This is a genomic window from Sulfurimonas sp. NW7 (genome assembly GCF_051132265.1).
Lineage (GTDB): Bacteria > Campylobacterota > Campylobacteria > Campylobacterales > Sulfurimonadaceae > Sulfurimonas > Sulfurimonas hydrogeniphila.
On the sequence record NZ_CP093235.1, the window covers coordinates 316206 to 341612 of the forward strand.

27 protein-coding genes are annotated in these 25407 nt (G+C 38.8%); 9 read left to right on the top strand and 18 right to left on the bottom strand.

Annotated elements, in window-relative coordinates:
* The first annotated feature begins 17 nt into the window (after positions 1 to 17).
* Entirely contained in the window at positions 18 to 839 is an 822-nt protein-coding gene (panC, locus tag MLC35_RS01720; protein ID WP_434637505.1) for a pantoate--beta-alanine ligase, read from the top strand.
* Here the strand turns inward: panC and MLC35_RS01725 are convergent.
* The 4 genes from MLC35_RS01725 to flgB all read right to left on the bottom strand — a co-directional run bounded on the left by MLC35_RS01725 (position 816) and on the right by flgB (position 3906).
* A complete protein-coding gene (locus MLC35_RS01725) occupies positions 816 to 2576 on the bottom strand; it encodes a peptidoglycan D,D-transpeptidase FtsI family protein (protein WP_434637508.1) in 1761 nt (586 codons plus the stop codon). The two genes, panC and MLC35_RS01725, sit on opposite strands and share 24 nt — an antisense overlap.
* A 24-nt stretch (positions 2577 to 2600) precedes the next feature.
* Positions 2601 to 2900 carry a flagellar hook-basal body complex protein FliE gene (gene fliE, locus MLC35_RS01730; protein WP_151901138.1) on the bottom strand — a complete coding sequence of 100 codons (300 nt, stop codon included), beginning with the start codon at positions 2898 to 2900 and terminating at the stop codon, positions 2601 to 2603.
* Between the two features lie 18 nt (positions 2901 to 2918).
* Entirely contained in the window at positions 2919 to 3413 is a 495-nt protein-coding gene (gene flgC, locus MLC35_RS01735; protein WP_193151109.1) for a flagellar basal body rod protein FlgC, read from the bottom strand.
* A gap of 61 nt (positions 3414 to 3474) precedes the next feature.
* Entirely contained in the window at positions 3475 to 3906 is a 432-nt protein-coding gene (flgB, locus tag MLC35_RS01740) for a flagellar basal body rod protein FlgB (protein WP_434638328.1), read from the bottom strand.
* A gap of 241 nt (positions 3907 to 4147) precedes the next feature.
* On the opposite strand from flgB, the gene MLC35_RS01745 reads away from it, so the two are divergent.
* The 4 genes from MLC35_RS01745 (at position 4148) to MLC35_RS01760 (ending at position 8117) form a co-directional block, all read left to right on the top strand.
* Positions 4148 to 4525, top strand: a complete 378-nt coding sequence (locus MLC35_RS01745) for a type II secretion system protein (protein WP_434580990.1) — start codon at positions 4148 to 4150, stop codon at positions 4523 to 4525.
* Between the two features lie 212 nt (positions 4526 to 4737).
* A complete protein-coding gene (locus tag MLC35_RS01750) occupies positions 4738 to 5217 on the top strand; it encodes a type II secretion system protein (RefSeq protein WP_434638330.1) in 480 nt (159 codons plus the stop codon).
* Between the two features lie 16 nt (positions 5218 to 5233).
* A complete protein-coding gene (locus tag MLC35_RS01755) occupies positions 5234 to 5719 on the top strand; it encodes a type II secretion system protein (RefSeq protein ID WP_434637510.1) in 486 nt (161 codons plus the stop codon).
* A 364-nt stretch (positions 5720 to 6083) separates the two neighbouring features.
* Positions 6084 to 8117 carry a primosomal protein N' gene (locus MLC35_RS01760; RefSeq protein WP_434637512.1) on the top strand — a complete coding sequence of 678 codons (2034 nt, stop codon included), beginning with the start codon at positions 6084 to 6086 and terminating at the stop codon, positions 8115 to 8117.
* 294 nt (positions 8118 to 8411) lie between these two features.
* Here MLC35_RS01760 and MLC35_RS01765 read toward each other — a convergent pair whose 3' ends face one another.
* On the bottom strand, positions 8412 to 9002 hold the full coding sequence (locus MLC35_RS01765; RefSeq protein ID WP_434637514.1) for an NUDIX domain-containing protein: 591 nt from the start codon (positions 9000 to 9002) through the stop codon (positions 8412 to 8414).
* The gene (locus MLC35_RS01770; RefSeq protein ID WP_434580996.1) at positions 8995 to 10185 is read right to left on the bottom strand and encodes a peptidoglycan DD-metalloendopeptidase family protein; all 1191 of its coding nucleotides are present in this window, start codon (positions 10183 to 10185) and stop codon (positions 8995 to 8997) included. Before MLC35_RS01770 ends, MLC35_RS01765 begins: the two co-directional genes overlap by 8 nt.
* Before the next feature lie 100 nt (positions 10186 to 10285).
* On the opposite strand from MLC35_RS01770, the gene MLC35_RS01775 reads away from it, so the two are divergent.
* From MLC35_RS01775 to MLC35_RS01785, 3 genes are read left to right on the top strand one after another with little or no spacing between them, the layout of a single operon-like run.
* Positions 10286 to 11083 (top strand): plasminogen-binding N-terminal domain-containing protein, encoded by a 798-nt coding sequence (locus MLC35_RS01775; protein ID WP_346389260.1) that lies wholly within the window; start codon positions 10286 to 10288, stop codon positions 11081 to 11083.
* Position 11084: 1 nt separating this feature from the next.
* On the top strand, positions 11085 to 12470 hold the full coding sequence (locus MLC35_RS01780) for an FAD-linked oxidase C-terminal domain-containing protein (RefSeq protein WP_434637516.1): 1386 nt from the start codon (positions 11085 to 11087) through the stop codon (positions 12468 to 12470).
* 6 nt (positions 12471 to 12476) lie between these two features.
* Positions 12477 to 13301: a YihY family inner membrane protein gene (locus MLC35_RS01785; protein ID WP_434637518.1), complete on the top strand. Its 825-nt coding sequence runs from the start codon at positions 12477 to 12479 to the stop codon at positions 13299 to 13301.
* Here the strand turns inward: MLC35_RS01785 and MLC35_RS01790 are convergent.
* The 8 genes from MLC35_RS01790 to MLC35_RS01825 form a co-directional block, all read right to left on the bottom strand.
* Complete coding sequence (locus MLC35_RS01790; protein ID WP_434637520.1) at positions 13248 to 14531, bottom strand: ComEC/Rec2 family competence protein; 1284 nt, start codon at positions 14529 to 14531, stop codon at positions 13248 to 13250. The genes MLC35_RS01785 and MLC35_RS01790 overlap by 54 nt on opposite strands.
* Positions 14532 to 15977, bottom strand: a complete 1446-nt coding sequence (locus tag MLC35_RS01795; protein WP_434581001.1) for a replicative DNA helicase — start codon at positions 15975 to 15977, stop codon at positions 14532 to 14534.
* Entirely contained in the window at positions 15967 to 16428 is a 462-nt protein-coding gene (locus tag MLC35_RS01800; RefSeq protein ID WP_434637522.1) for a HepT-like ribonuclease domain-containing protein, read from the bottom strand. Before MLC35_RS01800 ends, MLC35_RS01795 begins: the two co-directional genes overlap by 11 nt.
* On the bottom strand, positions 16421 to 16708 hold the full coding sequence (locus MLC35_RS01805) for a nucleotidyltransferase family protein (RefSeq protein WP_151901124.1): 288 nt from the start codon (positions 16706 to 16708) through the stop codon (positions 16421 to 16423). Before MLC35_RS01805 ends, MLC35_RS01800 begins: the two co-directional genes overlap by 8 nt.
* 54 nt (positions 16709 to 16762) lie before the next feature.
* A complete protein-coding gene (gene ispG, locus MLC35_RS01810; RefSeq protein WP_434637524.1) occupies positions 16763 to 17821 on the bottom strand; it encodes a flavodoxin-dependent (E)-4-hydroxy-3-methylbut-2-enyl-diphosphate synthase in 1059 nt (352 codons plus the stop codon).
* A gap of 47 nt (positions 17822 to 17868) precedes the next feature.
* Complete coding sequence (locus MLC35_RS01815; protein WP_434637526.1) at positions 17869 to 19197, bottom strand: DUF2202 domain-containing protein; 1329 nt, start codon at positions 19195 to 19197, stop codon at positions 17869 to 17871.
* An 82-nt stretch (positions 19198 to 19279) separates the two neighbouring features.
* Positions 19280 to 21280 carry a TonB-dependent receptor domain-containing protein gene (locus MLC35_RS01820; protein WP_434637528.1) on the bottom strand — a complete coding sequence of 667 codons (2001 nt, stop codon included), beginning with the start codon at positions 21278 to 21280 and terminating at the stop codon, positions 19280 to 19282.
* Between the two features lie 230 nt (positions 21281 to 21510).
* The gene (locus MLC35_RS01825) at positions 21511 to 22503 is read right to left on the bottom strand and encodes an agmatine deiminase family protein (RefSeq protein WP_434637530.1); all 993 of its coding nucleotides are present in this window, start codon (positions 22501 to 22503) and stop codon (positions 21511 to 21513) included.
* Positions 22504 to 22519: 16 nt separating this feature from the next.
* Here MLC35_RS01825 and MLC35_RS01830 point away from each other — a divergent pair, with 16 nt between their 5' ends.
* Positions 22520 to 23548 (top strand): alanine racemase, encoded by a 1029-nt coding sequence (locus MLC35_RS01830; protein ID WP_434637532.1) that lies wholly within the window; start codon positions 22520 to 22522, stop codon positions 23546 to 23548.
* An 8-nt stretch (positions 23549 to 23556) separates the two neighbouring features.
* Here the strand turns inward: MLC35_RS01830 and MLC35_RS01835 are convergent, their stop codons facing one another.
* The 4 genes from MLC35_RS01835 to MLC35_RS01850 form a co-directional block, all read right to left on the bottom strand.
* Positions 23557 to 23946, bottom strand: a complete 390-nt coding sequence (locus tag MLC35_RS01835) for a hypothetical protein (RefSeq protein WP_434637533.1) — start codon at positions 23944 to 23946, stop codon at positions 23557 to 23559.
* The gene (locus MLC35_RS01840; RefSeq protein ID WP_434637535.1) at positions 23946 to 24182 is read right to left on the bottom strand and encodes a PP0621 family protein; all 237 of its coding nucleotides are present in this window, start codon (positions 24180 to 24182) and stop codon (positions 23946 to 23948) included. The genes MLC35_RS01835 and MLC35_RS01840 overlap by 1 nt, the downstream gene beginning before the upstream one ends.
* Positions 24179 to 24766 carry a 16S rRNA (guanine(527)-N(7))-methyltransferase RsmG gene (rsmG, locus tag MLC35_RS01845; RefSeq protein ID WP_151901116.1) on the bottom strand — a complete coding sequence of 196 codons (588 nt, stop codon included), beginning with the start codon at positions 24764 to 24766 and terminating at the stop codon, positions 24179 to 24181. Before rsmG ends, MLC35_RS01840 begins: the two co-directional genes overlap by 4 nt.
* Positions 24767 to 24841: 75 nt before the next feature.
* Entirely contained in the window at positions 24842 to 25405 is a 564-nt protein-coding gene (locus MLC35_RS01850) for a PAS domain-containing protein (RefSeq protein ID WP_346389273.1), read from the bottom strand.
* Between the last annotated feature and the right edge of the window lie 2 nt (positions 25406 to 25407).

Here is a 25407-nt window from a genome sequence, read left to right on the forward strand (position 1 = left end):
TTATATCAGGGCTTAAAATGAAGATTATATCAAATCCTTTGGCATTAAAACAATACTTAAAAGATGAAAATAAAACCGTAGGTTTTGTGCCTACCATGGGTGCTTTGCATGAAGGGCATATTGCTTTGATAAAACGCGCAAGACAAGAGAATGAAACAGTGGTAGTTTCTGTCTTTGTCAATCCTGCACAGTTTTTGGCAGGTGAAGATTTAGACAAATATCCGAAAAAAGATGATGCCGATAAGAAAATATGTGAATTGGCAGGCGTAGATATCCTTTTTTTCCCAACTGCTTCAGATATATACAGTAAGGATGAAGTGAAAATCTGTGCGCCTAATGTACGTGGATATGTTTTAGAAGGGGCAACAAGACCGGGGCATTTCAGCGGTGTTTTGAGAGTTGTTATGAAACTGCTCAATATTGTCTCCCCGACAAGAGCCTACTTTGGAAAAAAAGATGCACAACAACTTAATCTCATCAGTCTTATGGTAAAACAGTTTTTCATGGATGTTGAAATTGTTCCTGTAGATATCGTTCGCGATAATGATGGACTGGCACTCAGCAGCAGAAATGTATATCTTTCAAAAGCACAAAGGGAAGAAGCCTTAAAAATTCCAAAGTCATTATATGCAGCTTCAAAGCTAATCAGTAAAAATATTTTGGATACAGTAAAAATTAAAGAGGAGATGCACGCTATCTTGTCTCCTTTGGAAGTAAAATATGTAGAAGTACTTAATCGTGACTTTGAAGTAATAAAGAAAGTAGAAATCGGAAATACTGTTATTCTTGTGGAGGCGATTGTAGGTGAAACAAGGCTACTTGACAATATTTGGCTCTAAATAACCCTCTTCTATCATAATATCAACCGCTTTTTTAAAGACAGGAACAGCAGTTTGGGCTGCAAACTGGCTTTTTTTAGGCTGTATAACAATAACACCTATAGTGTATTTGTGCTTTTTGTCATTGGCGAATCCCATAAAAGCGGTGTTGTATTTCCTTACATACTGCCCTTTTTCAACAATGTGCGCAGTTCCTGTTTTTCCACCGATTTGCAATCCTTTTGTGATGGCTTTTTTCCCGGTGCCTTCATTTACTGTTTTGAGTAAAATTTTATTCATTCTTTTGGCAGTTGCACTTTTTATAACCTGCACACTCTCCTCATAACCGAGTTCTTTTACAGTGCCGTGTTCATCTATAAAACTTTTGACAAGTTTAGGTTTTACCATACGCCCGTTATTGTTAAAAGCACTGTAGGCACGGAGGAGTTGCATAAGATTTGCACGGATGCCGTAACCATAGGCACAGGTGGCTTTGTATATTTCATTTTCAAGCCGTTTGGCACTTGGAACAGAGCCTTTTTTTTCATAAATCAAATCAGGTGTGGATTTGCTTGCAAAGCCAAATTTTTTCAGCCCTTGATAAAAGTCATACCCGGAGAGTCTTTGTGCCAGTTGGGCTATACCGATATTTGAAGAGTAGACTATAACATTCTCAGCCGAAAGCCAGTCAAATCTGTGCTCGTCAGTAATAACTTTTCTCCCTATTTTAAAGCGTCCGTTATGTCCGTTTACCAAATCATAGGGATTCACAAGTTTGTGTTCCAGGAGCAGGGCAAAAGTGATAGGTTTCAGAACACTTCCCGGCTCAAAACTGTACTCTATCATAGAACTGTTTAGAGAGGGATAGTCCCTGCGTTTAATCTTTTTTGGCAAATATCTGTTGGAACTGGCTATAGCATAGACATCACCTGTTTTGGAGTCCATAATAGCAATCATAACCTCTTTTGCACGGAGTTCTTTTTTCATACTGTCAAGCATCTTTTCTATGCGTATTTGAAAAGAAACCGGAATGGTCAGTTTAATGTCAAGCCCGTTTATTTTTGGTTTGGTAAAGCTCTCTTTATTTAAAATAATGTAGCTGTTTACATCACGTTTGCCTCTGCTGTAGCCGTCCTGTCTGGGTGAGAGTTCGTTGTCAAATCTTTTTTCAAGTCCTTTGACTCCTTTGATGGAGGTATATCCGTCTTCTTCTATTTTATGCGGATAGCCTATAACAGGAGTAAGCAGGGTTCCATAAGGATACTCCCGGCTTTCCCCGCTCTCAAGTATGCTGAGCCCATGCACAGAACGAAGTCCTGTTGCCGGGTTTTTTAACTCTAAAAATACTTTAAAGCGTCGCAGTTCTCTCGCGAGTGTTTTGAGATAATGTGCTTTTATTTGTGGCACATTATAACTCAAAACGACAACACCTTTGCGTTTGGAGAGTCTTTTTTCAATGGCCTTTGGTGTCATACCTGAGTAAATACTGAAAAGCTTGACAAACAACTCTTTTTTATCAGGGTCGATGTATCTGGTATTGACAACTGCTTTATAGAGTTTTTTTGTTGTAGCTATGTGAAAACCGTCTGCACTGATGATACTGCCACGCTGTGCTTTTGAGCTTTCTGTTGCATACAAAGAGGGCATACGGCGTGATTTTGTGGCAGTGAGAAGCATAACGCTTAAAAAAACCGCAAAAGCAAGAGAAATAAGGACATAAAGAAGGAATATTTTTTTACTTTTGTTACGGTTTAGCATGAAGTTATTATGTGCAGAGGCAGATTATAATTGTGTTCTGCCAATCTCTTTGTAGGCATTTAATGCTTTGTTTCGAATCTCTAACATAAGTTTCATACTTGTTTCTGCTTTGCCGATTGCAAGAGCTGCCTGATGGAGATCTTTTACCTGGCCTGTTGCCAAATCGGCTATAGCTTCTTCGCTCTCTTTTTGAATCTCATTAACCTCATTGAGGGCTGATTTTAACTGCTGAGCAAAAGCTTCACCACCGGTTTTTTCAGTACTGCCTTTTTGTTTTAAAAGGTCTGCTGTTGAAGCACCGGAAATATTATTAATGTTGTTCATAATCTTTCACTTCCTTTTTTACTGTAACAGTGATATGGCAGCGTTTGCCATATCCTTTGCACTTTGAAATGCCGCAACATTTGCCTGGTAGGAGCGTGTTGCCTCTACCAAATCGGACATTTCCACAACAGGATTAATATTTGGATATGCCACATATCCGTTTGCATCTGCATCCGGGTTGTTTGGCTCAAATTTCATAAGAGGTTTGCTGTCGTCTCTTACAATTTTGTCAACTACTACACTCATTATAGCAGGATTTACCTTTTGTCCAAATTGCCCTTCATTCAAAGGGTCTTGATATTTGGCACTTTGTGCAGTCTCACCCAGGGCTTTGTTGTATACATCGTTAAAGTTTACTGCTTTAAAAACAACCTCTTTGCGACGATAGGGTCCGCCTTCTTCTGTTCTTGTTGTCTGGGCATTGGCTATATTGCTTGAAATGACATTGACACGGACTCTTTGGGCTGAGAGTCCGTATCCGCTGATATCAAAACTGTTGAGAAAGTTACTCATGGTTCTTCCTTTTATGTATGCGCTTATCAAAACTGTTTAAAAAATTACTCAAAAATTATCCTTAATTTACTTTTGCAGAAGCATCTATGACACTTTTGAAAATGCCTGCATCTTTTTTGGCTGCCATGACAATGGCATTAAACATAATGGAGTTCTTGCTCATTTCGGTTGTTTCCACATCTATATCGACAGAGTTGCCGTCATTGCGAGCCATATGCCCGTCTCTGAAAAAGAGTGTGGGTTTGAGATCGCTTGTCTCTTCTTTTGGCGCCAAATGATTGGCATTGGTACGAGCCATTTTCAACTGATGTGCATTATCCTGATACAGGGCATTTTTTTGTGCAATCAAAGCATCTTCAAAACTGATATCTCTCGGTTTGTAATAAGGCGTGTCCGCATTGGCAATGTTTGATGCTATCATATCCTGACGTGCAACACGATAGTCCATCGCTTTCGTTAAAAGAGAATGGGTTTTGGAAATTTCAATGCTCATCAATGACTCCTTGTTTACATGTAATAACAGATAATAAGCAACTTTTATTCCAAATATTTTATCAGCCGGCATTAAAATACCGGTTCCTAAATCATTCCCTCCCGGAATCCGTACTTTAGTGCGGACCATGCGTCTTTTAAATTAAAAACAATCAGATTAAGCAAACTTTAATGAAAATAGGTCCATAATGTTTACTAAGATTACCAGTGTAATCCAATTTTTAAAAATATAAGGAGTTCTTATGAAAAGAGCTGGTTTTACAATGATCGAATTGATCTTCGTTATCGTTATTTTAGGTATTTTGGCAGCAGTTGCCATTCCAAAACTTTCAGCAACGCGTGATGATGCAAAAGTTTCTACAGAAGTATCAAATCTTGCAACATGTATTTCTGATGCAGGAAGTGAATATACTGCTGATGGTAATATAACAGATATAAATACATCTTCTAATGCATGTTCTCAACTTAATTGTTTTACTGTAAGTGCTGATGCAAATGGTACTTTAACAGTTTCAAGTTCTGGTGCATCTGACACTTATTGTACGCGTGCTGTTAGTTTAGCAGGAGAAAAAGACTTAAATGGTACTCATACATTTGGCGGTTCTAATGTAACATATTAGTATTTGCTAGATTCGAATATTAATATATAACTTTAAGGTATTCCCAAGTTCTTGCTTGGGAATACCTGCAAAAAACTTTAAAATTTTTCCTCAAATTCTTTGTTTCAAAAATTCTCTGATATAACAATATTATTACTTTAAAACAAAAATAATAAAAATTATGATACTATAAACAAATCCGGTTGTTTTATATTATCAAGGAATAAATAGTGATGAAAAATAAATCTCAGAAACATTCGTTTCACAGCGCTTTTACAATGATTGAATTGGTTTTCGTCATTGTTATTTTAGGTATTTTGGCAGCTGTTGCAATTCCAAAACTCTCTGCAACAAGAGGCGATGCTGAAGTCTCTAAAATGGCAATGAGTATAATGACAGGGGCATCTGAAATTGCTTCGTATGCAATGAGTAAAGCAAAAACTGAAAACAATTTGTCTGTAATGTCCAATGCCATATCTTCCTTGGAAAACACAGGAGAAGCGGCTATTTCTACAGCAGATAAGAAAGCAGTTTTTAAAGTGGGTTCTGTAAATGATTGTGCTACAATACAGATACAGACAGGTCCAAATGATGATAATTTAACACTCTCTTTTGGTAATGCCGGCAGTGATACACTCTGTACAGCACTGCAAAGTGCAATAGATGCCACGCAATACCCTATGAAACTCCGTGGAACATCTGTTACTTATTAAAAAAGGTTATATGTTTATGAAAAAATCAAAACAGGCAGCCCAAGGGCACTCGTTGCAAAACGCTTTTACAATGATAGAGCTTGTCTTTGTCATTGTTGTGTTGGGTATCTTGGCAAGTATTGCCATTCCCAAGTTTGCCGCAACAAGAACAGATGCACAGATAAGCAAAGGACGTGCAGATATTGCCTCTATACGCTCTGCTATAATTACAGACAGACAGGCACATATTATTCAAGGCGATCCGGATTATATATCGGGTTTGAGTCAAAACAGTACAACTCTTTTTGACGGAAACGGAACAGTAGGCAGAGAACTTTTGATGTATGGAGTGACTGCAGCAACAACTGACGGACATTGGAGCACAACAGACAATACTGCACCTTATTTACATTATGTATATAAAGTGGGCGGTAAAAACTGTGCCTTTACCTATAGCCCTACAACAGGTAGATTTGATTTAAATACCGGTCAAGATACAATTTGCGATAAACTTGTAGACTAAATAATTAATCGAAATTCGAGTATAATTAAGTATGGCTAAAATAGATGAGATAAAAGAGCATATTGGCGCACTGAAGAGTTATTTGAATATTCTAGTCGCTATTATATTAACACTGGGTGCAGGTGTATCAAGGTTGTATGTTTCCAATAATATAACAATTCTCTTTTGACTTTATTTATTATAATATCACGGAGTATTCATTCGAATATAAAAAGATTAAAGGATTTATAAAATGGATTTAGCAACAATTGCAATTGTAGCAGTAGCAGTTCTTTTTGCAGCTACAATAATATACGGAACAAAACAAATAATCGAAATTGATAGTTAGTACTATATCATATAGTGTAAATAAATCTTTTTAAATTTGCGTATAAATTACTACAATATAGCACTCATAGGTTCACCACTTGGTGAGTTTACCTATCACTCAGAACAAGAGATAGAAATCGGCACCCGTGTCACTGTACATGTAAGAAACAGAGTAGTAAACGGCGTTGTTATTGCTACATGTAAACAGCCTGATTTTAAAACCCATGAAATTTTGGAAGTGAGTGCATTTTGTTTTTCAGACAAACAGCTCATTCTGGCAAAGTTTATAGCCTCTTATTATATCTGCTCACTCGGAGATGCTTTGGCTTTAATATTGCCGCATAAATCAGCCGGCACTGAAGTAGTGGTTCCAGGTGCAAATGAAACTGAGGCCGCAGCCCTCGGAACCCAGACTTCAGTCTGGGCCATGCGAGATGACGGTTCAGAAAATGCAGCCAAAATAAAAGCCGGCACTGAAGTACCGGTTTCGGATGCAAATGAAACTGAGGCCGCAGCCCTCGGAACCCAGACTTCAGTCTGGGCTGCACGTCATAAGGACATAAAAAGTACCTCAAAAATTATACTTTCATCAAAACAGGAAAAAGCACTCACCTTCTTAAAACAACACAAAGTCTCCCTTCTTTTCGGCGATACAGGCAGCGGAAAAACAGAAGTCTATATGAAATACTTTGAACAGATGATTCAAGAAGAAAAAACATCCATCTTTTTAATGCCTGAAATCTCTTTGACACCGCAGATGTCCAAACGTCTCAAAGAACATTTTGGTGAAGATTTTGTGATGTGGCATTCAAAACTCACCCCATTGGCAAAGAAAAAAGCACTGGAAAAAATATATGCAGGTGAAGCAAAAATCATTGCAGGTGCCCGTTCAGCTCTTTTTTTGCCTGTCAAAAATCTGGGGCTCATTGTTGTAGATGAAGAGCATGATGAGAGTTATAAGTCATCTTCAAGACCGCGATACAATGCAAGAGATCTGGCCATATATATGGGAAAACTTTATGCTGTTCCCGTAGTGCTTGGCAGTGCGACACCCTCACTGAACTCGTATGTGAAATTTCCTCATTTTAGGCTCAAAGGGGGACATTTCAGTGCAGATAAAAAATTTATATATGAAAAAAGTGCGGAAACTCTTTCGCCTTTGATTCTGAAAAATTTGCAAGAAGTTATTGAAAAAAAAGAGCAGTCCATTGTCTTTTTACCCACACGTGCCAATTTTAAATATTTGCAGTGTCAAGACTGCGGGCATACTGTAAAATGTGCCTTTTGCAGTGTCGGTATGAGCGTACATCAGCATTCACGCGCATTGAAATGCCACTATTGTAATTTTACGCAGGCAATTCCGCAGGTTTGTCCGGAGTGTCACAGTCAGAATTTGTCCAGTGCTAGACTCGGTACGGCAGAAGCGGCAAAAATTTTAAGTGAAATTTTTCCAGAAACAAAAATAGAACAGTTTGACAGAGATGTCATCACAACCGCGAATAAGCTCAAAAAAGCATTGAAGCGTTTTAACGACAAAGAGAGTGATATTCTTGTCGGCACTCAAATGCTCTCAAAAGGGCATGATTATCACGGAGTCACTTTGGCTGTGGTTTTGGGTATGGACAACATGCTGAACATGGGTGATTACCGTGCGCGGGAAAAAGCGCTTGCTTCTTTGATTCAGGTAGCCGGAAGAAGCGGACGGGCAAAAGATGCAAAGGTCATTGTGCAGACTTTCAATGAAGATTTTTTCAAAGCATATATAGAAAAATATGAAGATTTTTTGGAAGAAGAAAAGGTTTTCAGAAAAGAACTTTACCCGCCTTATAAAAAACTGTGTCGTATTTTGTTTGCCCATAAAAACGGAGCAAAAGCACAAGAACAGATGCGAAAAATGCATGAAAATCTGCTTACATGTAAAGGTGTGGAAATTGTCGGTGCAAAAAAATGTGCCATAGAAAAAGTGGCGAACAAGTACAGATTTGAGATACTTTTGCGGGCTGATAAAAGCACCGATATCATAAAAGCGGTAAAAAAAGCTAAAGTGGCTTTGGCAGAAATAGATATGGACCCCATAGAGTTTGGATAGTTCATACGAAGGATTTTTGGCTGTAATGCAGTAAAGCCAAGACTAAAGTCTCAACGCCATTAAGTTAAGAAAAAAGTTCGATATTCTTTTGGAACCTAGGCCTTAGTCTTGAAAGACACAAAGTCCGCACTGAAGTACGGGTTCCGAAAAAGCCGCTTAACTTAATGGCATTGAGACTGAAGTCTGGATGCCGAGAGGAGGGATGACCCAGGAATCGGTACTTCAGTGCCGACTGATGTCTTTGCTTCATCTTTTGAGCTTTCATGCCGCAAAGCCCGCACTGCAGAAAAAAATTTAGTTTTTTCTAAGACATACTTTAGTGCCGACTTTTTTTGTATCAAAAAACCAGTAAAAAGCCAAAGAAACACCGGTTGTTTTTTGATAGCGTTCATCAAACATAAACTTTTTTGCTTCAGATACGGGGATGTAAATGACCTCGATTTCTTCCTCTTCAAGACCACCGCCTTCATTTATTTTCATATGTTCGTCAATTTCGGCATAGTAGAGTGTCTGATAGGTCCCCGATATGCCGACACTGGTGTAAAAAGCACTGATTTTTTCCAGATTTTGCACAGGCAGATCATATCCGCACTCTTCCAAAATTTCCTCTTTGGCTATTTGCTCTATGGAACACTCTTTGTCAACAATGCCGGCACAGAGTTCATACATGTAACCGTTGTTTTGATTTTTGTTAAGCACGGTAGCACGGAGCTGTTTGACAAGCACAAAGGCATCTTTTTGTGTGTGATAGAGGAGTATAGCAACACTGTCATGCGAAAGTACGGCTTCCCATCTTTTTTCTTTGCCGTTTTGTGTGTAGTTTATCTCCACCGGTTTGACAAAATTTGGTTCTTTGAGCTCTTTTATGGAAGTTATTTTACCCATTGCTTTTTTCCTTTAAAAGATGAATATAGGACATGTTTTCAAAAGGCGGGCGTTTTTTATAGGCTGTTTTGTTGTTGAGGTGAAGATTGACACTTTCATCATAGTTTTTCTTTAATCGTAAAAATGCTTTTTTTGCTTTGCCTTTGAGCTTTTTGGTCGTTACCTGTACAACTCTGAGCGGGTTGATTGCACGTCCTCTTTTCCTGAGTTCAAAATGCAGATGTGGTCCGGTAGAGCGGCCTGTAGAGCCGACATAGCCTATAGTCTGCCCTTTTTTTACACGTTTGCCCCTGTGAATACCCCTGCGGAATGATTTTAAGTGGGCATAGCGTGTTTCATAGCCGTCAGCATGGCGTATTTTTATCAAATTTCCATAGCTTCCCATTCTTGAAGCCCATACAATGACACCTCTGCCCGCTGCAATAACCGGTGTTCCGCGTCTTGCAGCATAGTCAACGCCCAAATGTGCCTTCCATTTATGCAGTACAGGGTGCCATCTCCTTTTTGTAAAATAAGAAGATATTCTGGCTCCCCTTACCGGACGGGCCAGTAAAAATCCTTCGACCTCATGGGCTTTTTCATCATAATAACGTCCGTCACTGTTGAGGTAGATAAAGTGTTTTTTATGATGCATTTCTATCATGGCGACTTTTAAAGCAGGCATGGAAAAAGGCTCTCCCAGACGATATTTTTGTTCATAAATCATGACAAGTTCATCGCCTTTGCGAATGTCGTTTTTAAAGTTTAATGAGTGTTTGAAACTGGCAACAAAAATTTGTGCCAGTTTTTTGGAACCTGTTTCTTTTAAAATATTGTACATCGGTGAACTTGTAATTGTTGTGTAAAAAGCTTCTGTTTTTGTTGTGCTTATAATGGGAATGGCTTCAAATTTGTAGCTTTTGTCATCTTTGTATATATGGATTTGCAGTTCATCATTCAAAGGCAGTAAAATCTGTTCTATCTCTTCTTTGTCATCTTTTAAAATCTGATAATGAATGCCTGCACGCATCTCCTCTGTGAGTCTTTGGTCATCCTTGTCAAGATTGTAGTAGAGCGGTCGCAACGGAAGATTGTGATTTTGTAAAAAATCCAGATAAGTTTCTCCGTTACTCCACCGGTATCTGTCCACATGGGCAGCAAAAGAGGAGGTAATCAGTAAAAAAAATATGAAAAATCGTATCATAAATATAAGCCTAGAATAAATAATTTGCAAAGATTATCAAATTTTGGCTTAGTCTGAGGTTTGTTTGATATAATCATAAACAAAAAATCAAAGAAGAAACATGAAATATATACTTTTATTCACGATACTTGCGTTGGAAGTTTTTGGCGCTGTTATAAAATCACCTGTAGTCTCAGTTGATAATCAAAATGAAACTGCAACAATAAAAACAGACAAGATAGATGTCGGTGTCAGCGGTTTTGTTGTGCATCACATTAGCCCTGAACACAGTGCCATTGTTAAAAATGCTGTTGTGCAGAGTTTTAATGCACAAACAAAGACGGCAACAATCAAAATGAGTGCATTTACTGCTCTGCAAAACAGTGCACTGCCTCACGGAAAATGGCAAGTGCAAGTGGGTGATACGGTCGAGTTGGCATTTGGCTACTCCCGTTCACTGCTTATCGCTCCCAATGAAGAGATTTATTATAGAATTGCCAAGAGTGTGCAGACACAATGGATTCATCCGGATCTTTTTGCAACGGTTCTTTCTTTTCGGGGACATCCGACACCTTTGAAAGAGGACTTTGAAGCGATGGCAGATGCCGGCAGCGTAGGATTGCTTTTTATATATCTCAATCAAAAAGTATATACGCTCGACATCAAAAGTTTTAAAATCCTGAGTATCAGTGATGCAAAACTCAAGCAGGACAAGGTCCATCTTCCTTTTTATACGCGTGTCAACAACATTGATGCTGCATGGTGGGGAGCGGGGAGTTCGAGACTCAAAAGTTATGCGCCACACTATTATGAACTGTTGGTTGCAAACAACAAAACGAACAAAGAGCTTTATAATATTATAAAAAACGGTGATGCTTCTTTGCATTATTTACTTGATGAATTTGAAACAGGAAAATAAGATGATAGATAAAATACATTTACAACATTTTACAAATATTGTAGGAGAAGAGAATATTTACAGCGACAAGGCACATCTGCTTGCCTATTCGTATGATGCGACACGGGAACATTTTGAGCCCGATGCGGTTATTTTTCCGAGAAATGAAACAGATGTCAGCGAAATACTCAAGTACTGTAATGAACATCAGATCATTATAGTACCGCGCGGTGCCGGTTCCGGTTTTACGGGCGGAGCACTTCCAAGCAAAGGCGGAATTGTCCTGGCAATGGAAAAACATATGAATAAAATTCTTGAAATAGATATGAAAAATATGGTCGCCATTGTTCAGCCCGGTGTGATCAATATGGACCTGCAAAAGAGAGTAGAAGAGGTGGGGCTGTTTTATCCGCCTGATCCTGCGAGTCAGGATTACTCTACTATCGGTGGAAATGTGAGTGAAAATGCCGGTGGGATGCGTGCTGCAAAATACGGAATCACAAAAGATTACGTCATGGCAACACGGGCTGTTTTACCAAACGGCGATGTAATAAAAGCAGGAAAAAGAACCATCAAAGATGTGGCAGGGTATAACATAAGCGGGATATTAATCGCGAGTGAAGGCACCTTGGCAGTGCTTACAGAAATCACGCTTAAATTGATACCAAAGCCGAAAATGACAAAAACGGCAATGGGAATTTTTTCAAGTGTACATGAAGCAATGGAAGCCGTTTACAAAACAATGGCAAGCGGTATTACTCCGGTTGCGATGGAGTTCTTGGACAATTTGACGATTCGAGCCGTGGAGGAGACCTTTCACAAAGGTCTGCCGGTTGATGCGGGTGCTTTGCTTGTTACGGATGTTGACGGCAACCTTGAAGACGATTTGGATTTTCAACTTGCACAGATTGAAAAAGTATTCCGTGAAAACGGATGCAGTGACTTTAAAGTGGCAAAAGATGACAAAGAGGCGGCAGACATCTGGTTTGCCCGTCGAAATGCTTCGCCGTCACTCAGCATTTACGGCAGTAAAAAACTCAATGAAGATGTAACAGTGCCCCGTTCGGCACTGCCGGAACTGCTAGAGAGATTTTATGCAATAGCGGACAAATACAATGTCAAAATCCCGTGTTTCGGACATACGGGTGACGGAAATGTGCATACAAATGTCATGGTTGACGGGAGTGATCCTGAGCAGGTAAAAATTGCCTATAAAGCCATAGAAGAGGTGTTTCAGGCAACAATTGATTTGGGTGGAACACTCTCTGGTGAGCATGGAATAGGGCTTGCAAAAGCACCGTACATGAAAATGGCGTTCAGTGATGCGGAGATGGCACTTTTTAAATCCATCAAAAAAGCATTTGATCCGAACAATATTTTAAATCCTGCAAAAATGGGGCTTGACTAATAGGTCATGAATGAAAAGCTGACAAAATACTTTAAGCCTGTTCAACTGTTTGTCAGCTCTTTTATTGATAAAGAGCTCACACTTTTTGCGGCAAGTTTGAGCTTTTATACGATTTTTACCATTATTCCTCTTTTGTTGATTGTGATGGCTATTTTGACTGCCTTGCCCTCTTTTGCCGATTATTATGAAAAAATTCAGGGCTTTATATTTTCCAATTTGATGCCTGTGAATTCGGACACGGTTATGTTTCAGATAAACGGATTTTTACAAAACGCTTCTAAAATGGGAGCCATAGGATTTGTGGCAATCTTAGTCTCTTCTCTTTTGTTTTTTAAAAATTTTGAATACATTGCCAACAGAATTTTTCATGCAAAACCAAGAACTTTGTGGGAGAGCATTACGACCTACTGGACACTGTTGACACTCACGCCTGTTGCACTTGGCATCTCTTTTTATATTACAGGCTACATTGCTGCGCTTATGGCTTCAAACGCATTAACCTCAGGGCTTAATATTTTGCCTCTGGTTCCCTACATCATCATTTGGGGACTTTTCTTTTTGATATTTCAAATTGCCGCCAATGCAAAAATAAATCCAAAAGCTTCACTTATCAGTTCTTTTATTGTCTCCGTAATTTTCAGTGTCAGTAAAAATGCTTTTATTTACTATGTTTTTTTAAACAAGTCCTATACGACCATGTACGGCTCTTTTGCTATTTTGATGTTTTTGTTTTTATGGATTTATGTTTCGTGGATTATCTTTTTGTATGGTTTGAAACTATGCCACATTATAGATGAAATATACAAAAAGAAGCAGCGTATAGCCGAGTAAGGCATAGAGTGCTTTTTTGCTAAATACGGCTGCGAGTGAAAGCACAATTTCTGCAATAAGATAAACTTTTGCAAGTGTGTGTTGCAGGGCATGTGCGTTTACATGTAAGAGATATGTCAAAGGTGTGTCTAAAAGACTGCCAAAGCCCATTACATGTAAGGCGATAGTCAAAGGGTAAAAAAGCGTAAAAAGTGTTGTCCATACAATTGAGAGGGGATGATAGAGGCTGAAGTTGCCAAATATTGCCATAGAATAGGGCAGCATCATCAAATAAACCCAAAAAGGCAAGAGCAGAAACTGTCTGATTTTACTGAGTGTTTGAAAATGAACAAGAAACAAGAAGATGTAAAAAACACCGCTGACTGAGAGCCAGAAGCCTATACTGAAAATGAGTTTTGGAAAAAGTGCAAGCAGCAAAAGAACAGTAAGAAGCAGTGTCTGCATGGAGATGATTTTGATACCTCTGTCATATAAAACAAAGCCGACAAGAAGCATGCCGTACGCTCTCAGCAGAGAAGGAGGCGAATTCAAAAAAAGCAAATAGCCGAGCAAAACCAGGCTGATAAAAATAAAACTGTCTCTTTTGTAACTTCTGTATGGAAAATATCTGTTTTGCAAAAATTGATAGGGGTATTTGAAAAGAAAAAAGAGGATGGCTGCAAGAACGCCCAAATGAAAACCGCTGATGGCAATGAGATGCGAAATACCGAGTTTTGAAAATTGCGTTTGCATGGTTTTTGGCAGAGGCGTTGCCAAAAAGAGGGCTTTATACAGAGCGGCAATATCTGTGTCTGTGTGCTGAGAGTTTATAAATGAGGAGAGTGTTTGTTTGAGTGTGGGGCTTTTATAGACTTGGAGAATCTTGCTAAATGCAAAAAATCCTCTAAGATAGTCTTTGAAACTGATTTTTCCCGCCCACAACTCTACATGTAATCGTTTGTTTTGCAAATTATGCAGTTTTTTGCTTGCCATGGTATAAAATACAAAGCCCTCATCACTTTGCAGTTTTAAAATTTTATAGCTTTTGATTTTGCCGGTTTTGGTGAGTTTTGTTTTGTCGTAGGCTTTTAAAACAGTTGCATCAGCAAGCTGTGAGTCAAATTTCGTCAGCTCGCTATATTTGTAATATTGATAGCCAAGAGAAAAACCTAAGAGGCTAAGCAGGAAAAGAAAAAAGAGAAAGTAGTCTTTTTTGCTGCTAAAAAGCGAAACCTTCTCTAAAGCCTGCATTTAAATAGAAGGCATCTCTACCTGCGGCATATCAATATTTGCTGATTTGGTATCTACATTTTCATAGACGGTTTCTATGCCTTGCGCATAGCCCGGCGCGTCCACAAAACGGGTAAGCTTTTTTTGAAAGATGAGTTTGACATGCCCTGTCGGACCGTTTCTTTGTTTGCCGATGATGATTTCGGCATCCTCTTCCTCTTTTTCCACATAGGTTGAGGTAAACTCTTTGCCCTCGGCCTTTGCGGCTTTTTCACGCTCTTTTTCTTCTTTGTAAAGGTAGACATCATCACGATAGACAAATAAAATAATGTCGGCATCCTGCTCTATTGAACCAGATTCGCGAATATCGCTCAGCATCGGACGTTTGTCGTTACGGCTCTCAAGCCCACGGTTGAGCTGAGAGAGTGCAACTATTGGCATTTCAAGCTCACGCGCGAGCATTTTGAGTCCACGCGAAATTTCTGAGACCTGCAGGTGTCTGTCCTGCGAGCCTATTCCCTGCATAATCTGCAGGTAGTCAATCACGGCTATCTCAATTTCCGGATGCTGATTTTTAAGCTTTCTGAGTTTAGAACGGAGCTGGTTGATATTCAGGCTTCCCTGGTCATCGACAAAGAGTTTTGCGTCATTCATTCTGTCTATGGCACCGTTAAGGTTGGACCACTGATCATCATTCATATCTCCCACACGAAGCTTCTGCAAAGGAATGGAGGTCTGAATAGAAAGCAGACGCAGCATCAACTGTTCAGCCGGCATCTCAAGCGAGAAAAAGGCAACACCTTTACCCTGGAGTATAAGAGAGTTAACGGTGTTGAGGATAAAAGAAGTTTTGCCCATCGCCGGCCTAGCGGCGATGATAACCAGGTCTCCCTTGCCAAATCCGGTTGTCATTTTGTTCAGTTCTTTAAAGCCTGTATCGACACCGACGAGTACGGAGTTTCCTCGTGCTTTCATCTCTTTGATGTATTCCATCGTATCAAAGGTCATTTTTGGAGAGTCTTTAAAATCGCTTGTCTGGTTGTCCTGGGTGATTTCATAGAGTTTTTTCTCTACGATGTCCACCACTTCGGCCGATGGCAGTTCTTCCTCTACAGTGACTCTTTTTATCTCGGTCGTGAGTGTCAGCAGATGGCGTTTGAGTGATTTGTCTTTGATCTCATCAACATAGGCTTTGGTATTTGAAATAGGGTTGGCAGAGAGAATTTCAAGCAAAACCTGTTCGTCAAATTTTTTTGCCTTCATGAGCTCTTTTTTTATAAACTCTTCATCGATTGGCTGGTCTTTTTGCAAAAGTGTAAGCATTGCAGCAAAAATATCCTGATGAGCAGGCAGGTAAAAATCATCTTTTTTCAGTATAACGCTGAGCTCATCAAACTGACTCGGCTCAAAGACTATGGAACTTAATACGGAACGTTCAAAAGCGAGGTTGTAGAGGTTATCTTGCATTGTTTAATTCTTTTTGTAAATTTTTTAAATATGTTTTTAGTTTTTCATCTCTATCTTTCAGATCATAGTTAATAGTAGTGTCGAAAGCTTCACCTAAATTATAAATATTTATAGTTATTTGTTTTAGGTCATCATGAAGTGGAGTAATTTTGTCTTGTAAAACGTTCCAAACTTCTTCTTCATCAATACCAAAATAACCATGAGCAACTATATTCCTAAAATCTATGATTTGTCTAAAATATTTTGGTGAAGATTGATGGAACTGTTTTGTTTGAAGTAGGTTTTTAATGGCTTCACCAATAATTTCTAATTGTCTTATAGTAGCATCCCAATGCAGAGAATCATGTAATAATTCTTGTGCTGATGAAAAGTTGGAAGAATATGCTTTTATTTTAAATATAGCAATAAATATATCGAGTACAAAGAGTTCAACATCTCTTTTTTTAGACATAAAGTATCTCTTTTTCAACACGGCGTCTATAAAACTCTCTCATACTGTCTAAATAGCCTATATCTATTTTTGTGCCGAAAGTATCTTCTAAAAAATATTGTAAATCAGATTTGATAAAAAAATCTTTTTTAGATGTTTCAATAGCTAAGTCGATGTCACTTGCTTCTTCTGCCTCATCACGTGCATAGCTTCCAAACAGTCCGATTTTAGTGACATTATATTTCTCTTTTAAAAGTTGTTTATTGTTCTTTAAAAAGTTTAAAATATACTCTTTTGTCATAACGCAACATCCTTTGTGTATTAAACATATTCTAGCATAATTTATATCAAAGGTTTATGACCTTTTAGCCATATCTTCCACTTCGCTGACAAACCTGTCGACAAGTTCTTTTTCATCCAGATTGGCAACCACTTCGCCTTTTACCATGACAAGCCCTTTGCCTTTTCCGTAGGCTATGGCGACATCGGCGTGTTTGGCTTCGCCTATGGCATTGACGACACAGCCCATTACACTTACATCCAGCGGTGCTTTTATGTGTGCTGTTCTTTTTTCTATTTCGGCTACTGCTGAGACCAAATCGGCTTCGATGCGTCCGCAGGTCGGGCAGGAGATGATGTTTAAGCCCTCTTTTGCAACGCCGCTGTCTTTTAATATTGCACGGCCGACTTTGATCTCTTCTTCGAGTTCGCCTGTAATGCTTATGCGCATAGTGTCGCCGATACCTTCAAGCAAAAGTGTTCCCAAGCCTATGGCACTTTTAACGGTTGCATGAAAAATAGTTCCCGCCTCTGTTACACCCAAATGAAACGGATAGTGGTTCTTTGGACGCAACATTCTGTAGGCTTCAACCGTTCTTTGTACATCGCTGGCTTTGAGCGATATTTTAATGTCATCAAAACCCAAGTCTTCAAGGTACTTTATGTTGTACTCTGCCGAAGCGACCATTGCTTCTGCCGTCGGACCGTATTTGTCATCAAACTCTTTTTCCAAGCTTCCTGCATTAACCCCGATGCGAATAGGAAGATTCCGTTCCTGACAGGCTTTTACTATCTCTCTTATTTTGCTTTTATCGCTAATATTTCCGGGGTTGAAACGGATACAGTCAACAGATTCGGCTGCAATGAGTGCAAGTTTGTAATTAAAGTGAATATCTGCAACAAGCGGGAGTGAAATCTGCTCTTTGATGGCTTTGAGTGCAAGGGCGTCTTCCATATCAGGAACGGCAACGCGGACAATGTCCGCTCCTGCAAAGTGCAGGCGGTTTATCTGCTCAACCGTTGCTGCAACATTGTGTGTGTCCGAGTAGGTCATAGACTGCACGGAGACAGGAGCATCACCACCGACGGGCACATCACCGACAAATATTTTTTTAGTTGGGTATCTTTTTATCATGGTTGGATTTTAGCCCTTTTTAGGTAAAAAAGGGCTTAGGAAGTTTTTTACTGTCGTCCGTATTGATGACCGTTTCCTGTTGCAGATGCTGTGTCTTGTGGGTACTCCGGATGATTGTATTCTTCACCAATGACTGCACATCCCTGTGTTACACCCATATTTTTGAGGGCCGTATCAAATGCCCAGTAGTGTGTATAGCTACCGTCTCTTAAAAAGTTAAATACGGTGACGACATCGCTTGCATTTGAATCCTGTGCAATGGCGATATCCTCATCAAGATCGTTGATATCTGTCACCTCTACCATACATCCGACTTCAAGTGCATCTTGTTGAGACTGTTTTCCTTTTGCTACGAGTGTGTCATAAAGATTTTGGATAGCCTGAATGTTGTATTGTCCTGCCGGTAATTCACTTACACTCATATCTAAATAGCTTAAATTCGCATCCGGAAGATTTTGAGCTGCATCTACATTGGTAAACTCATCTAAAGAAGTGATATATTTTTTAATCAAAAGTTGCATATCTGTTGTATGGACTGTCTCAGAATTTGTTGCGATATTGTAGAGTGTTTTAATTTCGGTTCCGCTCTCAAGGTGGTAATTATAGAGTGTCATATAGACATCATGTGCCAGACGCTCTTCATTTCCCATATATGCCAGGGTATCTTTTGCCTCTTGTGTAAGAGTAGAAGCAGGTGAAAGCAGTGCCTGTGTTACTGCTGATGTTGTTTGTGTCTGCATAGTAGCGGTATCTGAAATTCCATTACCCTGATGTGCGGCTGAGTTTCTTGAATATCCATGAGCCGAAATGACACTTTGGACATAATCTGTTGTTTGGGTAAGGTGTTGGATTGCTGTTTCTTGGTCGACAAGTGTAAGGTTTAAATCTGCAGCAATTGCATCAAGATTTTCTGCTGTTAGTTTTTCATGTGCTCTTTGACGAAGCTGTTCGCGTACCTGTGCCTGAATACGAATACCATCATTTGCGTTGTTGTTGTCGTCGCATGACTGCAAAAATTCTGCAATTGCGATGACTTCACTGTTATTGAGATCTGTTCTGTTTACATCTGTCAAATCTTGCGGAAAAACCATAGCATCCTGTGGAAGTGTGTAAATTGTTCCAAGTTCAAGTGTTTCAACACTGAACGTTACTGGAAGTGCAGTACATGTAAATGAGCCGTTTTCATCGGTCACACCTGTTGTACCGTCACTGCATGTATAGTTGACATCAGCGACAAAACTGTCAACAAGCTGCCCGCTTGCAGTGAGAGATGTGGCTGTAGCAGTACTGTCAGATGATGAACCGCAGCCACTTAAAAGAAGTGTCGCTGCAACAGTAGATATGCTAAGAAGTATTTTTAAATATTTTGTTTGCATAGAGTAGAATCCTTTTGTCCTTAGTTTTCAAAAGTATAATACAAAAGTGTTAGCGCAGTGTTAGTACCTCAGGATGAGGTACTTAAAATTTAAAATCCAAATTTGTGTAGAAGTAACGCCCCGGTTCATTCATAAGCATAACATCAGTTGTACCACCTGAAATAAGTACCAAGTCTGCATATGTATTGCTTCTTGCATAGGTTTTGTTGAGTATATTATTCATCCCTACAGTGAAGTCGAATTTTTTACTGACAGCATGTTTTATTTTTGCATTGAGTATTGCCCAGCCGGCTAGAACCTGTTCACCGTTTTCATCATCTATCTGTGTCCAGCGTTTACGCATCATAGTGTCAATTGTTGCCATAGAACGGTTTGCATATTCATAGTTAAGAGCAATTTTCCCCTCAAGCGGTGCTATATCCGCCAGGTTTGTGTTTGTTTGTCCTGCAAGGGGAGCATCTTTTTTTCCGCGTTTATAGGCTGCACTCATATCTAAAGAGATGTCATCACTCAGATAAACAGATGCGCTGGCTTCTCCGCCATAAATATATGCGTCAATATTTTGAAATGCATTCACGGCTACACCTTTTTGGATGTAGATATAATCTTTAAGTTTTGAGTAAAAAGTTTTGATTTTAAACTCGAAACTGTCATTATTGATTTCGTATCCTAAATCAACTTCTTGATTTCTGACATTTTTAAGGTCAGGGGTTCCGACAAGATTACCCATAGAACTGAAGAAGTAAAGTTCTCTGGCATCTGGTACACGATAAGCCTGTCCGATACCAAAGAAGATTTTATTCTCTTGATTGAGATTATATGTTCCAAGAATATTTGCACCTACCGAGTGATAATCGTTGTCTTGATAGCTGTCGTTTGTTATGATAGTGTCATCAACTCTGGTTCCAAGAGAAAGGTTGAATGCACCAAAATTTTTGTCAAGTTTTGCAAAGAGTGCTGTGTTTTTTGTTACTGCATTGTCGATACTTTTCTTGTACCCTATGAGTGCTGCTGAATCATTTTTCTCATAATGTCCATTCCATTTTCTGTTACTAGCATCAAGACCGATAAGAAGTTTGTAGGAGTTGATGTCAAAACTGTTTTTTAGTTTGATACCGTCAAGGTTTGTTGTCAGCCAGTTTTTAATATTTCCTGTTGCAAGAGAAGAGTTTCTGTAATTTGTTCCCATTGGATGGTCAACATCAGAGTGGTAATATTGCAAATTGATATTTTTGTACCCTTTGGCTACATTGTCAATATTATATTCCACTGAGTATATATTTGAGTCATCATAGAGTGCATCCATTTTGGAGTTTGCATACAATACATTCTCACTTCTGTTTGCTGTGACACTTAAACGAAGTTCTTGATCTTTTGCAGTTGTGATAAAGGCTTTGGCCATGGCACTTTTTTTTGTGTATGCAGGCATATCATAATAAGCAGGTTGGAGTCTTGGGTCTTTGGACCCAACCAGTGTTGCAGAATTTGCTGCTTGGTATTTGTCAATCTGCTGTGCTAAAGAGTCACCGTTTCCGTCATGATACTGATCAGAGGATTCAGTTGAAACTGTTGCAGTCATACGGATAAAATCATTGCCACCGCTTGCACTTGCACCAAATTTTTTATAGTTCCATGAACCAAAACCAAGATTAACAGATGCTTTGAAATCTTTTGTAGGTTGTTTTGTTTTTATCTTCACGCCACCGCTTAAATTGCCGTATGTTGTTACATCATATGGTCCTGTGATTATTTCGATAGAATCAATCTGGTTGGCTACAATGTGTGAAACCGGAGGATCCATTCTGTTTGGACAGGCTCCATAGATTTTTGTACCGTCAACTTCTACGGAAATATTGTCGCGTTTTTGACCGCGGATGAAGATGTCATTGGCAATACCGCTTCTGCGACTCATGTCTATGCTTGGAACTGAATCAGCGAGCGCTTGTGCGACATCAGCAGAAACCTGCGCATTTTGTGCGACTTCTGTGAGTGTTGTGGATTCTACGCTGATAGGTGCGAGTTCAATATCCGACGCATACAGAGAAGAAAATACCAATAAGGAAAGAGTGAGTGTTTTTTTCATGTTTTACCCTTTTTTAATGAATAAGTTAAATAATAATTTTAAGAAATTATTTAATTTATGATACAAAAAGAAGTGTTACAAAAGTGTTAATTTTTTGCTAAAATTGCACTATGAGTACAAAAGAAAAAATAAAACGGACGATTTTAATAGCAGCGGGGTTTGGTCTGGCGACCTATTTGATTATGAGCGGGATGGCGATGCTGCACTAAAGGCTTTTGAAAAAGCTGAACTTATATGCAAAAGTTCATTGTTACGCAGTGCAGTGAGCCGTGTTGACGGATTAAGACAGAACAGTCAATGGGTACAATTTCTCTGTGCGGAAATGTCTGTTTGAAAATCTTCAGAGCTTCTTTGTCTTGGGCAACTCCATATACAGGAACCAAAACAGCTCCGTTGACAAAAAGGAAATTGGCATAGGTGGCAGGGAGTCGTTCGCCCTCAAAATAAACAGCATCACACATCGGCAGGGCAATAAGTCGGAAATTATGCTCTTTGGCTATTATCTGCAACTCTTCTTCCATCCGTTTGAGTACCTTGTAATGTTCATCGTTTGTATCTTTACATGTAACATACATAATGGTGTTTTCATCTGTAAATCTTGCAAGGGTGTCTATGTGGGAATCTGTATCGTCTCCAGCCAGGTAGCCGTGATGCAGATATAAAATCTGTTCTGCGCCGAAAAACTCTTGGAGTTTTTTTGTAATTTCTTTGGCAGTGAATTGGGGATTGCGGTTTTTGTTGTGCATACATGCAGCGGTTGTTAAAAGGATACCTGCACCATTGCTCTCAACTGCACCGCCTTCAAGAACAAAATCAATTTTTTCAACCTTGCATGGCAGGTATTTGTGCGCAATTTTTTGCGTCATCAGATTGTCTTTTTTGGCATCAAATTTGTTGCCCCAGCCGTTAAAAGAAAAATCAAGCAAAGCGGTTTTATTGGCTGTTGCAACAGATAAAGCAGAACAGTCTCTTGCCCAGGTGTCATCTGTGACACAGTGTACAAATTCAAGATTGTCTGTATCTGAAAAATATTTTTTTACCGCATCTGTGTCATAGGCGACAACAAGGCATTTTTGATATTTTCTGATGGCATTGATGATGCTGACAAAGGTGTTTTGTGCATCTTCAAGGTAGTCTGTCCAGTCTGTATCTGCATGGGGAAATATAATTTGGGTAAAACTTTGTTCTTCAAATTCGGCAATTAGCCTTTTTTTCTCTTTCATTGTGTATAATTCTCCTATGGCTTACATCGCATTAGATAAAAATCATTTTTTTAACAATCTTGATATTATTACCAAACTAACTAAAACAAAAGATAAAACAGCGCTGGTTTTGAAAGATAATGCCTACGGGCACGGACTTTTGCAAATCGCACGGATGGCAAAAGAGTACGGCATAACAAAAGCAGTGGTACGCACCTTTGAAGAAGCAAAACAGATTGAGAGCTTTTTTGAGTATATTCTGGTTTTGGCAGATTTTGCACAGGAGTCAAATGAAAAAATAAGATATACGATTAATGATTTGCGGGCGATTCACAAATTTGCAAAAAACACAAAAGTACAACTGAAAGTAGATACGGGAATGTGTCGTAACGGTATTTTGATGGATGAACTCGAAGAAGCCTTTGTGTTATGTGCAAAACAGGGACTCAAACTTGAAGCTGTTTTTACACACCACTCTTGCGCTGATGAAGAGAATGAATATTTTGATTTGCAAAACAAAAATTTTCAACAGGTGAAAAAAGAAGCAGAGGTGTTGGCAAAAAAGTATGATTTTACTCCTTTAGGGTTTCATTCGTGTAATTCTGCCGCACTCTTTCGCACAAATGATTTTGATGAAGATATGGCGCGCGTAGGCATCGCAGCCTATGGTTGTCTGGAATTGCCGAATGCTTTACATGTAAAAGGCTTACATGTAAACGAATTGGCACCTGTTTTGTCTGTATATGCAAAAAAGATCTCTTCAAGAAAGCTTCAAAAAGGAGACTGTGTCGGTTATGGAGCAGCTTTTGAGGTAAAGGCCTCTTGTAGCGTGACAAATTATGATTTTGGGTATGGTGATGGTTTTTTAAGAAGCTGTTCGCACAATTTTATAACGCCTGAGGGCATTAAAATAGCGGGTAGAATTTCTATGGACAACAGTTCTTTTTTGACAGACAAAGAAGAACTCCTGATTTTTAATGATGCACGCGAAGTTGCCAAGTATGCGGGCACAATAAGCTATGAAATTCTTACCTCTTTAAAAGCACACCTGCGAAGAACAATTTAGAGGTATCCTTAAGCTATTTTGACAATCGCCTCTGTAAATACAGCACCGTCTATTCCCAACAGTGCCATCTCTTCTATCTCTTCTTCCTTCTCTATATGTACTAATATTTTTGCATCAAACAAATAGTTTTCAGCAATTTTCTGGGCAGTTTTTGCCAGTTTCTGCTCTACATGGATATAACTTGCACCCAGGGCAGAAGCATAAATGAGCTCTGTGATATCTTGAACTTTGAGTGCGAATTTTATAGAATTCTGATTGAGGTATTCAATAATATCAAGATTTTTCTCTTCAAATTCGAGGTAAATTATTGACGCAGGTGGTGTCTGAACAATTGCGTCTATATCAGACACATGATAAAATTTTTCACTCTTTATAAATCTATGACCAAATAAAAGCATTATTTTCCTTTTTGTAAACATTCGCGAGAGCAGTAGTATTTTCCGTTACTGAGAATACACTCTTGTATTTCCGCATAAACACCACAGCTTGCACACTCCACCATTTCATCGGCATCAGGCTTTTCTGAGTCTTTTCTCGTGTTCTTTTTTGTAACTTTTGCTTCTGGTTTTGTCTTGAAAAACAGAAAGTAAACCGCAGCAATAACTGCTCCGATTATAAGTATTTTCAGTATCATAATTCTTCTCCTAGAAGTAAATAGTGTCTGTTTTTTGTTTCAATTATTTTATGTTTTATATCAATATCAGCTTCAATTTCATCAAAAACTTTTTCACCTTTGTAAAAAAGCAGTTTTGAATGAGCATCCCGAAAATTTTTACTGAGAGATAAAAGCATTTTTGTGTCTGTGACGGCACGTGATGTGATAAGATCAAATACTTTCGGCTGCATCTCTTCAACCCGTTTTTTTACGACTTTTACATTGTCAAGTCCCAAATCAGCCTTGACAAACTGCAAAAAACTTGCCCGTTTTGTCAAAGGCTCTACAAGTGTTACCTCTGTGTGCGGCAGTGCAAATGCCAAAATCATTCCCGGAAATCCGGCACCGGTGCCTATGTCGAGGAGGGAGTCTACTTTTGGTAAAAAACTGACAGGAAAAACCGCATCATAAATGAACTCATTGATAGTCCGTTCACTTTTTGCACCTGTAAGATTATGAATTTTATTCCATTTAAAGAGATGCTCTTTGTATTTTTGTATGTTTTGAAAAAAATTATTTGGTAACTCTATTTTGTCATGAGCCAGTGTTGTTTTTAAATCCAATAGAATATCCTTTAAAAAGGATATTTTATCTGAATATTATTTAATAGAATGTAAATTGCAGGAATTCAGAATTTATTATGAAAATATTTTTTTCATAGCTGTAAAGAAAATTTTGAACAGACCTTTGTTTCCAACAAGGTCATTGATAAACTCGTCATAAGTGATTTGTTTTTCTTCAAAAAATCCTCTTAAGTATTTTTCACTTGCTTCCATCCCGCCTTCCTGCTCGATCTCAAGCAGTTTTGCATAAATCGGTTCCATTGTATCAACTGCTTTTTGCGGAGCGGCTTTTCTGTATGCCGTATGAGAGATGATTTTGTTTGTAATAGGATCTATTTTTGGCTCAAACTCTGTGACAACCCAGTAGTAACTTCCGTCTTTGGCAAGGTTTTTCACAACAGCGATGATGTTTTTTGCCTCATTGATTCTGTCCCACATCATTTTAAATACAACTTTTGGCATATCGGGATGTCGTATGATACTGTGAGGTTTTCCGATAAGTTCTGATTCACTGTATCCGGAGATTTCTACAAAATAATCATTGCCGTATTCGATGATTCCTTTTGGATCTGTTTTGGAAACTATATATTTTTTTGGATTTAATTTGATTTGGTTATTAATTGGTTCTGGGTGTTTCAAGT